This window comes from Caballeronia sp. LZ028 (assembly GCF_031451415.1).
GTDB classification, from domain to species: Bacteria; Pseudomonadota; Gammaproteobacteria; order Burkholderiales; family Burkholderiaceae; genus Caballeronia; species Caballeronia zhejiangensis.
The window spans coordinates 1,412,061-1,424,640 of record NZ_JARUXN010000001.1 but is presented as its reverse complement, the minus strand read 5'-3'; the positions used below and the strand labels follow the sequence as shown (position 1 = coordinate 1,424,640).

The 12,580-nt window shown below is 63.6% G+C and carries 12 protein-coding genes; 5 read left to right on the top strand and 7 right to left on the bottom strand.

What is annotated here, in order from left to right:
* Window positions 1-2 precede the first annotated feature (2 nt).
* Entirely contained in the window at window positions 3-707 is a 705-nt protein-coding gene (locus tag QCE58_RS06680) for a CoA transferase subunit A (protein WP_008350318.1), read from the bottom strand.
* 217 nt (window positions 708-924) lie between these two features.
* On the opposite strand from QCE58_RS06680, the gene QCE58_RS06675 reads away from it, so the two are divergent.
* Window positions 925-1,470: a LuxR C-terminal-related transcriptional regulator gene (locus tag QCE58_RS06675; protein ID WP_250521061.1), complete on the top strand. Its 546-nt coding sequence runs from the start codon at window positions 925-927 to the stop codon at window positions 1,468-1,470.
* Window positions 1,471-1,480: 10 nt separating this feature from the next.
* Here the strand turns inward: QCE58_RS06675 and QCE58_RS06670 are convergent, their stop codons facing one another.
* Window positions 1,481-1,918 (bottom strand): thioesterase family protein, encoded by a 438-nt coding sequence (locus tag QCE58_RS06670; RefSeq protein WP_008350323.1) that lies wholly within the window; start codon window positions 1,916-1,918, stop codon window positions 1,481-1,483.
* A gap of 17 nt (window positions 1,919-1,935) precedes the next feature.
* Window positions 1,936-2,715 carry an SDR family oxidoreductase gene (locus QCE58_RS06665; RefSeq protein WP_008350325.1) on the bottom strand — a complete coding sequence of 260 codons (780 nt, stop codon included), beginning with the start codon at window positions 2,713-2,715 and terminating at the stop codon, window positions 1,936-1,938.
* 203 nt (window positions 2,716-2,918) lie between these two features.
* Between QCE58_RS06665 and QCE58_RS06660 the strand changes: the two genes are divergently transcribed.
* Window positions 2,919-4,592, top strand: a complete 1,674-nt coding sequence (locus QCE58_RS06660) for an electron transfer flavoprotein-ubiquinone oxidoreductase (protein WP_250456430.1) — start codon at window positions 2,919-2,921, stop codon at window positions 4,590-4,592.
* 42 nt (window positions 4,593-4,634) lie between these two features.
* On the opposite strand, the gene aroC is transcribed toward QCE58_RS06660, so the two are convergent.
* The 3 genes from aroC to QCE58_RS06645 form a co-directional block, all read right to left on the bottom strand.
* Entirely contained in the window at window positions 4,635-5,741 is a 1,107-nt protein-coding gene (aroC, locus tag QCE58_RS06655; protein WP_250521060.1) for a chorismate synthase, read from the bottom strand.
* Window positions 5,742-5,794: 53 nt separating this feature from the next.
* Window positions 5,795-7,735 carry an MFS transporter gene (locus tag QCE58_RS06650; RefSeq protein ID WP_250439579.1) on the bottom strand — a complete coding sequence of 647 codons (1,941 nt, stop codon included), beginning with the start codon at window positions 7,733-7,735 and terminating at the stop codon, window positions 5,795-5,797.
* Between the two features lie 183 nt (window positions 7,736-7,918).
* Window positions 7,919-8,371, bottom strand: a complete 453-nt coding sequence (locus tag QCE58_RS06645; RefSeq protein WP_008350333.1) for a CBS domain-containing protein — start codon at window positions 8,369-8,371, stop codon at window positions 7,919-7,921.
* A gap of 249 nt (window positions 8,372-8,620) precedes the next feature.
* Here QCE58_RS06645 and QCE58_RS06640 point away from each other — a divergent pair, with 249 nt between their 5' ends.
* From QCE58_RS06640 to QCE58_RS06630, 3 genes are all read left to right on the top strand, one after another.
* On the top strand, window positions 8,621-9,958 hold the full coding sequence (locus QCE58_RS06640; protein WP_033537221.1) for an O-acetylhomoserine aminocarboxypropyltransferase: 1,338 nt from the start codon (window positions 8,621-8,623) through the stop codon (window positions 9,956-9,958).
* Complete coding sequence (locus tag QCE58_RS06635) at window positions 9,955-10,797, top strand: alpha/beta fold hydrolase (RefSeq protein WP_250521059.1); 843 nt, start codon at window positions 9,955-9,957, stop codon at window positions 10,795-10,797. Before QCE58_RS06640 ends, QCE58_RS06635 begins: the two co-directional genes overlap by 4 nt.
* A gap of 123 nt (window positions 10,798-10,920) precedes the next feature.
* Window positions 10,921-11,241: an Mpo1-like protein gene (locus QCE58_RS06630; protein WP_008350338.1), complete on the top strand. Its 321-nt coding sequence runs from the start codon at window positions 10,921-10,923 to the stop codon at window positions 11,239-11,241.
* An 18-nt stretch (window positions 11,242-11,259) separates the two neighbouring features.
* On the opposite strand, the gene QCE58_RS06625 is transcribed toward QCE58_RS06630, so the two are convergent.
* Window positions 11,260-12,567 (bottom strand): YihY family inner membrane protein, encoded by a 1,308-nt coding sequence (locus tag QCE58_RS06625; RefSeq protein WP_175979951.1) that lies wholly within the window; start codon window positions 12,565-12,567, stop codon window positions 11,260-11,262.
* Window positions 12,568-12,580: the final 13 nt, after the last annotated feature.

The following is a 12,580-nucleotide window of genomic DNA, read 5'->3' as shown; positions in this document are numbered from 1 at the left end:
GATTACTCTCCTTTCGCGCGGACGATGCGCTGTTCGATGCGCTTTTCCGGCTGCGCATTCAGCACGAGGCGCTGCACGTAGATGCCGGGCAGATGGATCGCGTCCGGATCGAGTTCGCCCGTCTCGACGATTTCTTCCACTTCGGCCACGGTGATCTTGCCGGCCATCGCGCACATCGGGTTGAAGTTGCGCGCGGTGCGCCGGAAGATCAGGTTGCCGGATTTATCGGCCTTCCATGCCTTGACGAGACCGACGTCGGCCGTGAGCGAATGCTCGAGCACGTAATGGTTCTCGCCGAACTGGCGCGTTTCCTTGCCTTCCGCGATCACCGTGCCGAAACCGGTGTTCGTGAAGAACGCCGGAATGCCCGCGCCGCCCGCGCGCAGCTTCTCGGCGAGCGTGCCCTGCGGCGTGAATTCGAGCTCGAGTTCGCCGGCGAGGTATTGGCGCTCGAACTCCTTGTTTTCGCCGACGTACGACGAAATCATCTTCTTGATCTGGCGCGTCTCGAGCAAGAGACCGAGGCCAAAGCCGTCGACGCCCGCGTTATTGCTGATGCAGGTGATGCCCTTGACGCCCGTATCGCGCAGCGCGGCGATGAGCGCTTCGGGAATGCCGCACAGCCCGAAACCGCCGACGGCGAACGTCTGCCCGTCCTTGACGATGTCCTCGAGCGCGGCTTTCGCGCTGGGATAGACCTTGTTCATCTGTGTGTCCCTTCCATGTTGAAACCAACTGAAAATCGGTTTTTTGATGCCGCCGATGCACTGTTCGAGCGCATCGCGCGGCCTTTTGACGTGGCACAAGCGTACTTTGTGCCGATGATCCGGCACAATACGCAAAAATACATAAGTCTTTGCCCGCGCGCGTTGGTTCCCGGCGCTTTTCGCCGCGAAACGCAAGGCGCCGCGCGCCCGATCTCACATGCGTGCACTGGATTATCTAACCGCGTTTCAACTTGCGCCCGTCGGGCTCGTGCTTTCGCGCGAGCGCACCATCGAAGACTGCAACGAGCAGCTTTGCGCGATCTTCGGTTCCACGCGCGAGGCGCTCATCGGCAAGTCGTTCGAGGTGCTGTATCCCTCGCCGGACGAGTTCGCGCGCATCGGCGAGCGCATCGCCGCGCATATCAGCAAGGAAGGCACGTACAGCGACGACCGCATCATGAAGCGCAAGAACGGCGAACTGTTCTGGTGTCACGTCACCGGCCGCGCGCTCGACCGGACCGCGCCTCACGCGGCGGGCGTCTGGACATTCGAGGACTTGAGCGCGACGCGGCGGGTCGCGATCGAATTGACGCCGCGCGAGCGCGAGATCGCCGCGCAGCTCGTGACGGGCAAGACGAGCAAGCAGATCGGCCGCGTGCTCGATATCAGCCCGCGGACGGTTGATATCTACCGCGCGCGGCTCATGAGAAAGTACGACACGGGCAATGCGACCGAACTGCTGCAACGGCTGCTCGGCACCTGACCTGCGCGCTTTACGGCGCGACGGGCGCGGCGGTCTCGATGATCTGCCGCAACATGTCCGGCAGCGGCACGGACTTGCCCGCCGCGTAGTCGATCCAGACGATTTTCGCTGCGCCGCGCGCATACAGTGCGGCGGGTTCATCGGCGCGATACAGCTCGAAGCGCGTATCGAGACTGCTGCGCCCCGGCTTGCCGACGGACATGCGCCCGATCACGTCGCCGGGATACTGAAGCTGCTTCAGAAACTCCATCGACGCGTTTACGATCACCGGCCCTTGCCCGTCGCCATTGCCGCCGACGAGACCGATCTCTTCGAACCACGAGATACGCACCTGCTCCATGTAGCGGAAATAGACGGTGTTATTGACATGCCCGAAGGCGTCCATGTCGCCCCAGCGGATCGGCATGGAAAGTTCGAAGACGGTGTGGAAATCGTTATGCGTGGTCATTGCGTGCGCTAAAAAGTTCAAAGCGAAAAACCGTCGTCCGCCGAGATGACCGAGCCGTTCATGAACTGCGATTCGTCGGCGGCGAGCAGCAGCAAGAGACCGTCGAGATCGTTTGGCGAGCCCACGCGGCGGCGCGGCAGCAACGAAATGAGCTTTTGCCCCTGCTCGGTCTTCCAGTGGTGGTGGTTGATCTCGGTATCGATATAACCCGGGCAGATCGCGTTGACGTTGATGCCGTGTCGGCCCCACTCGAGCGCCATCGCCTTTGTCATCTGCACGACGGCGGCCTTGCTCATCGAGTAGAGGCCGATCTGCGGAAACACCCGCAAGCCTGCCACCGACGCCACGTTGATGATGCGATAGGCCGGCTTGGCCGCGCTGTTGCTGTTGCCGCGCATGATCATGCGCTTGGCGACCTCTTGCGCGACGAAAAACGCGCCGCGCACGTTCGTGCCGAACACGAATTCGTAGTCCGCGGGCGTGACCTCCGTCAGCTTTTGCGTGGTCGACACGCCCGAGTTATTCACGAGGATGTCGATGGTACCCGCTTCGGTCTCCGCATGCGCGATCGCCGCTTTGATGCTCTGGTAATCGGTGACGTCGAGCGAAACGACGTGCGCGGCGCCGCCCGACGCCTCGATTTCGGCGCGCAGCTCCTTCAGGCGCTCCGTGCGCCGGCTGGCGAGCACCACTTTGGCGCCCGCCTGCGACAGCACTTGCGCGAAACGCTTGCCCAAACCGCTGGACGCGCCGGTAATCAGCGCGACCTTGCCTTCCAGGTTGATCGAACGGCCCATTGTGCTTCCCTTTTTATGGTTGGCTCAGCCCGGGCAGGCACGCGGCGCGCCGATGCGGGCAATAAGCGTCAACACCGATAGCGCGGGTGTCGTGAATAATAGTACGATCGTGCTAAATTAGCGAGCTTTGGTTGCGGCCCGCTTCACCTTCCCTGAAAATACGCGATCCCGAAAGGGCATTCTAACGGCACATAGGAGCATTGATGACCCCGGCGAGCCTCATCGAGCAATACGGTCCCCGCGAATCGATGGAATACGACGTCGTGATCGTCGGCGGCGGACCAGCCGGTTTGTCGGCGGCCATCCGGTTGAAGCAACTGGCGGAAGAAAAAGGCGTCGAAATCGGCGTGTGCGTCCTGGAGAAAGGCTCCGAAATCGGCGCGCACATCCTGTCCGGCGCGGTCATGGATCCGCGCGGCCTGTCCGAGCTCATTCCCGACTGGAAGGAAAAAGGCGCGCCGCTCGACGTCGAAGTGACCGAAGACCGGTTCCTGTTCCTGTCGCAAAACGACGCGAAGCAGGTGCCGAACTGGCTTCTCCCCGACAATTTCAAGAATCACGGCAATTACGTCATATCGCTCGCCAACGTCACGCGCTGGCTCGGCCAGCAGGCCGAGGCCGTGGGCGTCGAGATCTTCCCGGGCTTTCCGGCCGCCGAAGTCTTGTATGCGGACGACGGTTCGGTGCGCGGCGTCGTCACCGGCAACATGGGTGTCGGCAAGGACGGCGAGCCGACGGAGAATTTTCAGCTCGGCATGGAACTGCACGCGAAATACACGCTTTTCTGCGAAGGCGCGCGCGGGCATCTGGGCCGTCAGCTCATCGAGAAATTCAAGCTCAACAAGAATGCCGATCCGCAGGTGTACGGCATCGGCATCAAGGAATTGTGGGAAATCGACCCCGTCAAGCACAAGCCCGGTCTCGTGATCCACACGGCCGGCTGGCCGCTGGAACCCGACACCTACGGCGGTTCGTTCCTCTACCACATGGACAACAATCAGGTGGTGGTCGGCTTCGTCGTCGGGCTCGGGTATTCGAATCCGTATCTGTCGCCATTCGAGGAATTCCAGCGCTACAAGACGCATCCGTCGATCCGCGCGTTCCTCGAAGGCGGCAAGCGCATTTCCTACGGCGCGCGCGCGATCACCGCCGGCGGCCTGATGTCGCTGCCGAAGCTCGCGTTCCCGGGCGGCGCGCTTGCCGGCGACGACGCGGGTTTCCTCAACGTATCGCGCATCAAGGGCAGCCACGCGGCGATCAAGTCCGGCAAGATGGCCGCCGAAGCCGCGTTCGAAGCCGTTCAGGCGGGCCGCCAGAACGACGAACTCACGGCCTATCCCGAAGCGTTCGACAGTTCGTGGCTCAAGACCGAACTCTACCGCGCGCGCAACTTCAAGCAGTGGATGAGCAAGGGTCTGTACCTCGGCACGTTCATGGTCGGTCTGGAGCAAAAGGTGATGGGCGGCAACGTGCCGTGGACGCTGCATCATCAGCACTGGGATCACGAGATGCTGAAGCCGGCGTCGCAATGCAAGCCGATCGTCTATCCGAAGCCGGACGGCAAGCTCACGTTCGACCGTCTCTCGTCGGTGTTCATCTCGAACACGAACCACGAAGAGAATCAGCCCCCGCATCTGACGCTCAAGGATCCGAGCGTGCCGGTCAACGTGAACCTGCGCACGTATGCCGGTCCTGAAAGCCGCTACTGCCCCGCCGCCGTGTACGAGTTCGTCAAGTCGGACGACGGCAACGAGCGCCTGCAGATCAACGCGCAGAACTGCGTGCATTGCAAGACCTGCGACATCAAGGACCCGACGCAGAACATCGTCTGGGTTACGCCGGAAGGCGGCGGCGGGCCGAATTATCCGAACATGTAAGGTCTGAAACGACAAAGGGCGCCAAATCGGCGCCCTTTTCTTTTATTTCGACGGCGCTTGAGCCGCGATCTTCGGCGTTCCGACGACCACATCGCCGCATTGCGCACGATGCCGCAGCGCGTGATCCATCAGCACCAGCGCGAGCAGCGCTTCGGCGATCGGCGTCGCGCGGATGCCGACGCACGGATCGTGACGGCCGAAGGTCTCGACCGTCGCACTGGCGCCGTCCTTGTCGATCGACTGACGCGGCGTGCGGATGCTCGACGTCGGCTTGATGGCGATCGACACCGTGATGTCCTGCCCGCTCGAAATGCCGCCGAGGATGCCGCCCGCATTGTTCGTCGCGAAGCCTTCGGGCGTCATTTCGTCGCCGTGCTGCGAGCCGCGTTGCGCGACGCTCGCGAAGCCCGCGCCGATCTCGACGGCCTTCACGGCGTTCAGGCCCATCATCGCGTGGGCGATATCGGCGTCCAGGCGATCGTAAAGCGGCTCGCCGAGACCGACCGGCACGCCCGCCGCGACGACTTCGATGCGCGCACCGACCGAATCGCCGTCGCGACGCAGGTTGTCCATGTATTCCTCGAGCTGCGGCACGATTGCTTCGTTCGCCGAGAAAAACGGATTCTCGGGCACGTGGCGCCAGTCGACGAACGGAATGTCGATTTCCCCGAGCGCGCTCATGCGGCCGTGCGTTTCGAGACCGAACTTCTCACGCAACCACTTCTTCGCAACCGCGCCGGCGGCGACGGTCGGCGCGGTCAGACGCGCCGATGACCGGCCACCGCCGCGATAGTCGCGCACGCCGTACTTCTGCCAATAGGTGTAGTCCGCGTGACCGGGACGGAAGGTCTGCGCGATGTTGCCGTAGTCCTTGCTGCGCTGATCGGTATTGCGGATCAGGAGCGCGATCGGCGTGCCGGTCGTCACGCCCTCGAACACGCCGGAAAGAATCTCGACCTGATCCGCTTCCTGCCGCTGCGTGACGTGACGTGACGTGCCGGGGCGGCGCCGGTCGAGTTCGATCTGAATATCGGCTTCGCTGAGCGCCATGCCCGGCGGGCAACCATCGATCACGCAGCCGATCGCCGGACCGTGCGACTCGCCGAAATTCGTGACGGTGAAGAGCGTGCCAAGGGTATTGCCGGACATGAGCGTCGACCTGAAAAAAAGTGTCGGGGAAACCGCTATTATGCCAGCGCCGTCTACCGCCGCGCGCCGCGCAAGACCGACACGGCTTCCTGCAGATGCGCGGGCGTCGCGTCCTCTGGCGCGATCGGTTCGCCGACCGCGAGCGTCAGCCGCGTCATCGCCCCACGCTGGATCGGACGCGGCCATTGCGCATCTTCGTGGCGCGAGAACACGCTGCCCCACAGACCGCGCAGCGCCATCGGCACGACGGGCGCCGGATGGCGCCGCAGAATCTCCGAGATGCCGTGCCGGAACGGATTGATATCCCCCGTGCGCGTCAGCTTGCCTTCGGGAAAGATGCAGACGAGATCGCCGTCATCCAAAGCCCGCGTGCAGGCGGCGTACGCGCGTTCGAGCATGTCGGCGTCTTCGTGTGCGGGCGCGATCGGAATCGCCTTCACATGCCGGAACATCCAGCCGACGAACGGCGTGCGAAAGATGCGGTGATCCATCACGAAGCGAATCGGCCGCGGACTTTCGGCCATGATGACGACCGCATCGACGAAGCTCACGTGATTGCACACGAGCACGGCCGCGCCATGCGCCGGGATGCGCTCGGCGTCGACGAGACGGATCCGATAGAACGTGTGCACCAGAATCCACGCGATGAAGCGCAGCAAAAACTCCGGCACCAGCGAATAGATATAGACCGCGACGACGACATTGAGCAGCGCGGTCGTCAGAAAGAGTCCCGGAATGCCGACGCCCAACGACGTAAGCGCGAGCGCCATCAGCGCCGACACGATCATGAAAAACGAATTGAGGATGTTGTTCGCCGCGATGATGCGCGCGCGATGAGTCGGCTGACTGCGCGCCTGGATCAGCGCGTAGAGCGGCACGCTGTAGAAGCCGCCGAACATGGCGAGCAGAAAGAGGTCCGCGAGAATGCGCCAGTGCGGCAGCGTCATCAGGAATTCGCCGACGTTGAGCAGATGCCCGGCCGGCGCGATGCGATGGCTCGCGAAGAACAAATCGATCGCGAACACGCTGATGCCGATCGAGCCGAGCGGCACGAGCCCGATCTCGACGCGCCGCTTCGAAAGCCGCTCGCAGAGTAGCGATCCCGTGCCGATGCCGATGGAAAACGTCGCGAGAAGGATGGTCACGACGTCGGGATCGGCGGAAAGCACGTCCTTCGCGAAATTGAAGAACGATGTGAGAAAGGTTGCGCCGACGAACCACAGCCACGAAATGCCGAGCAGGCTCAGAAACACCGTGCGGTCCTGCTTCGCGAGCTTCAAATTGCGCCATGTCTCCGAGACCGGATTCCAGTTGATGCGCAAGTCCGGCTGCGATGCGTCCGACTTCGGCACGAACGCCGACGCCACGCGCCCGACGATCGCGAACGCGATGCACGCGATCGCGAGGAGCATCGCGCCGTGTTCCGACGCGCCCGCCGCCGCCCCGCCGATGATCGTGCCGATCAGGATCGCGACGAAGGTGCCCATCTCGACGAGTCCGTTGCCGCCGACGAGTTCATGCGAATCGAGATGCTGCGGCAGATACGCGTATTTGACGGGGCCGAAGACGGTCGAATGCACGCCCATCAAAAACGTGCACGCGTAAAGCAGCGGCGCGCTGTGCAGCAGAAAACCCGCGCCGCCGATCAGCATCACGACGATCTCGAAGCTCTTCACGAGCCGCGCGAGCACGGCCTTGTCGTACTTGTCGGCGATCTGGCCGGACGTCGCGGAGAACAGCAAGAACGGCACGATGAAAATCGCGGAAATGAGAAACGCGGCGGTCTTCGGATCGACGCCGGAGAAGCGCGCGGCCTGAAACGTCACGAGCGACGTGAAGCCGACCTTGAAGACGTTGTCGTTCATTGCGCCGAGGAACTGCGTCCAGAAGAACGGCGCGAAACGGCGCTCGCGCAACAGGCGAAACTGCCCGTCGCCTTCGGCTTGGGAACGTCGGGAAGCGCGCGGCGAGGCGCGCAGCGGTTTGTCACTCATGTCTTGCGCAATAGTTGAGTTCGGCGTTGATCGCGCAATGTCCGCGGTCGAATCCGAATGGAAGGGAAACCGGGCGAAATGCTAACCCTCCCACTTGGGCCAGACGTAAAAAAGCGCGCCATGAGGGCGCGCTTCGGTGGATCCGATGCACGCGAAGCGCGACGCCTCGCGACATCGACATGCTCAGCGTGCTTCTTCCTGCTGCTCCGGCCAGTCGCGGATATACGCCTTCAGCATGCGATTTTCGAAACCCTGCTCTTCGACGACCGCCTTGGCGACGTCATAAAACGAGATGACGCCCATCAACTGACGCTTTTCCATGACCGGCAGATAGCGCACGTGATGTTCGAGCATCATGCGGCGCACTTCGTTTACGTCCGTTTCGGGCGTGCAGGTGAGCGGATGGTCGTCCATGACCTTGCGGATGGTCGTCGCGCCGACCGAGCCGCCATTGTTGTGCAACGTCAGGATGATTTCGCGGAAAGTCAGCATGCCGACCAGATCGCCGTACTCCATGACGACGAGCGAGCCGATATCGTGCGCGGCCATCGTGTCGATTGCGTCGGAGAGCGGCGTGTCCGGTGTCACGGTGAACAGCGTGTTGCCCTTAACTTTCAGAATGTCGCTGACTCGCATGACTGTCTCCTAGCGAAATGCCTGTTCGATTGGCCGAACGATGATGAAACCATAGGCCGATGCTATCGGAAAGGCCCGCAAAAGGAAAGCGAACGGGACGACGGTTCGCCCGCATTGGCCGAACGGACAAGGCTTTGCGCGATCGAAGGCCGCGCGTTCGCCCTAGGTTTGGGCGCGCGCATCCGATGTTAGGATGATTGACCCTCATTTTCGCCGCACGCCGGCCGTCTCGCGCGCCGGCCGCCTATGATGCCAGCCAACCGTTTCGACACGCTCGCGCTGCACGCGGGCGCCGCGCCCGATCCCGTCACCGGCGCGCGCGCGACGCCGATTTATCAGACGACGTCGTTCACCTTTCGCGACAGCGATCACGCCGCCGCGCTCTTCAATATGGAGCGCTCGGGGCACGTGTACTCGCGCATCTCGAATCCGACCGTCGCGGTGTTCGAGGAGCGCGTCGCGGCGCTCGAAGGCGGCGTCGGCGCCATCGGCACGGCAAGCGGCCAGGCCGCGCTGCATCTCGCGATCGCGACGCTGATGGGCGCGGGCTCGCACATCGTCGCGTCCAGCGCGCTCTACGGCGGCTCGCACAATCTGCTGCATTACACGCTGCGGCGCTTCGGCATCGAGACGACATTCGTGAAGCCGCACGATCTCGATGCATGGCGCGCGGCGGCACGGCCGAACACGCGGCTTTTCTTCGGCGAAACGCTCGGCAATCCGGGGCTCGACGTGCTCGACATTGCGGGCGTCGCGGAAATCGCGCACGAGCACGCCGTGCCGCTGCTCGTCGATTCCACGTTCACGACGCCGTATCTGCTGCGTCCGTTCGAGCACGGCGCGGATCTCGTCTATCACTCCGCGACCAAGTTTCTCGGCGGACATGGGACGACGATCGGCGGCGTGCTCGTCGACGGCGGCACGTTCGATTTCACCGCGAGCGGACGCTTCCCCGAGTTCACCGAGCCTTACGACGGCTTTCACGGCATGGTGTTCGCCGAAGAGAGCACCGTCGCGCCGTTCCTGTTGCGCGCGCGGCGCGAAGGCTTGCGCGATTTCGGCGCGTGTCTGCATCCGCAGGCGGCGTGGCAACTGCTGCAAGGCATCGAAACCTTGCCGCTACGCATGGATCGGCATGTCGCGAATACGCGCAAGGTGATCGAGTTCCTGCTGAGTTCGCCGGCAGTGGAAGGCGTGGCCTATCCCGAACTGCCGACGCATCGCGATCACGCGCTCGCCGGACGTCTCTTGCCGCGCGGCGCCGGCGCGGTCTTCAGCTTCGATCTGAAGGGCGGCGTGCCGGCGGCGCGCAAGTTCATCGAAACGCTCACGCTGTTTTCGCATCTCGCGAACGTCGGCGATGCGCGCTCGCTCGTGATTCATCCCGCATCGACGACGCACTTCCGCATGGATGCCGCCGCGCTCGAAGCTGCGGGCATCGGGCCGGGGCGCATCCGTCTGTCGATCGGACTGGAAGATCCCGACGATCTCATCGACGATCTCAAGCGCGCGCTGAAAGCCGCGCAGAAAGCGGCAGAAAGCGCTCCGGACGCGAGCGCCGCCGCGCCGCTCGGGAGCCGCGCATGATCCTCGACGTCCACGGCCGCGCGGCCTATGCCTACACCGGCGGCAAGCCTTTCGACGCGACGCGCCCCGCCGTCGTGTTCATTCACGGCGCGGAACACGATCACAGCGTCTGGGCCTTGCAGACGCGCTATTTCGCGCATCACGGTTTCGGCGTGCTGGCGCTCGATCTGCCGAGTCACGAAAGAAGCGCCGGTCCCGCGCTTTCGACCATCGGCGAGTTCGCCGACTGGGTCATCGCCGTGCTCGACGCGGCCGGCGTGCAGCAAGCGCTCTTCGTCGGCCACAGCATGGGCTCGCTGATCGCACTCGATGCCGCTGGCCGCTATCCCGACCGCGCGGCGGGTCTCGCCCTGCTCGCGACGGCCGCGCCGATGGCCGTCTCCGATACGCTGCTCGACGCCGCACGCGAGCACGAGCCCGAAGCCATCGCGATGGTCAACCAATGGTCGCATTCGACGATCGCCGCGAAGCCGTCGAGTCCCGCGCCGGGCTTCTGGCTGCAAGGCGTGAATCAGCGGCTCATGGAACGCGTGAGCCTGCGCGGCGAAGCGCTGCTTTTTCACACCGATTTCAGCGCCTGCAACACCTACGCCGACGCGCTCGAACGCGCGGCCGCCGTGCGTTGCCCGGTGTGCATCGTGAGCGGCAAGCGCGACCTGATGACGCCGCCGCGCGCTGCCCGTCCGCTCGTCGATGCCTTCAGGAAAGCCGGCGCGTCCTTGAAGACCGTGGAACTCGATGCGGGCCACGCGATCATGACCGAGCAGCCCGACGCGACGCTCGATGCGCTGTTCGCTTTCGCGCTCGCGTGCGCCAGCGCGAAAGCGCCGTCGGCCTGAAAACGCGCGTGCGGCGGGCCGCGCAAGCCCGCCGTGGCTGCTTGCATGGCGCGACTGGCAGTCGCAGAATGATTCTTGCTGGCTAATCTTCAGACACCGGCACGCATCATCAGGGAGGCCGTCATGGCGCACACCGCACATGGTGAACATTTCGCGAATTTCGCCGAGTTTTATCCCTATTACCTCGAAGAGCATCGCAACCTGGTGTCGCGCAGGCTGCACTTCATCGGATCGCTGGGCGTGATCGGCTGTCTCGCGATGGCGATCGCAACCGGCGACTGGCTCTGGCTGCCCGCGGCCGTCGTCTGCGGTTACGGCTTCGCGTGGATCGGCCATTTCTTTTTCGAGAAGAACCGCCCCGCGACGTTTCGCCACCCGATCTACAGCCTGATGGGCGACTGGGTGATGTTCAAGGACATCTGCGTCGGCAGAATCTCGCTTTGATATGCGTCGAACGAAGGCTCAGGCCGGCTGCTCCGGCATGGACGAGCGCGGCACCTCGCGCAGACGCGCGCTCGTCAGCGCAGACGCGCGTGCCGCGATCAGCGAGCCGAGCGTGATTTCCAGCTTCTCGTTATCCAGCGCGTTCATCAGCGCGCCGCAGTCGACCTGCGCCGCATCCAGCTTCAGTTGATATTCGAGTTCCGCGCGATCGATCACGAACTGCTCGAAGAGCATCGTCACCGTGATCTGATTCGGATTGGCGATCAGCACATAACGCGGCATGCGCGAATCCTCCAGCCTGCCGATCCAGCCGAGCGCGTCGAGCCGCGCGATCAGCCTCGTCGACGTATCGAGATCGCAGCGCGCCAGGGTCGAAAGCTGCAAGGACGTGTAGCCGGGCTTGCCCTCGTCCCGCGCCTCGACGAGCCGCGCGAGGATCTCGAGTGCATCGAGCAGATCGCTACCCGGAAAATCGCGCCGATGATATTGCCCCGTGCGAATCGCAGGCAGCGCGGATGTGACCATCGCGCCGATGAGCGCGAACATCCAGCACAGATACACCCACAGCAGAAAGACCGGCAGCGCCGCGAACGCGCCGTAGACGGCGGTGTAGGTCGGAATGCGCCGTACGTAATAGCCGAAGCCGCGCTTGCCGAGTTCGAACGCGACGGCCGCGATCAGCCCGCCGACGATCGCATCGCGCCATTCGACCTTGCAGTTCGGCATATAGACGTAGATGAACGTGAAGGCGAGCGCCGTCAGCGGCAGCGAGACGCCTGTGAGCGCCCATTCGACGATCGGCGGCATCAGGTTGTGCGAGCCCGCGAACGCGACCGAATGCGCGAACACGTACGAGGAGATCGACAGGCTGCAGCCGAAGAGAATCGGCCCGAGCGTGATGATCGACCAGTAGACGAGCACGCGCTGCGCGATCGGGCGCGCCTTCTTCACGCGCCAGATCACGTTGAACGCGGACTCGACCGTCATCATCGTCATGACGGAGGTCACGAACAGAATGATCATGCCGACGGTCGTCAGCCCCTTCGCCTTCGACGCGAACTGGTTCAGATACTTGAAGATCTGATCGTTGATCTGCGGCGGCATCAGGTGCACCGCGAGGAAGTCCTGAAGCGACGCCTGGAAGGAGCCGAAGATCGGGAACGCGGTGAAGAGCGCGAACGCGACCGTGGCGAGCGGCACGAGCGACAACACGCTCGTGAACGTGAGGCTGCCCGCCACTTGCGCGACGCGGTCTTCGCCGATGCGCCGCGCGACAAAACTGGCGAGACGCCTGACCGCCGCGAGATCGATAAAAACGTGCTGCAAACGCGTTCTCCCG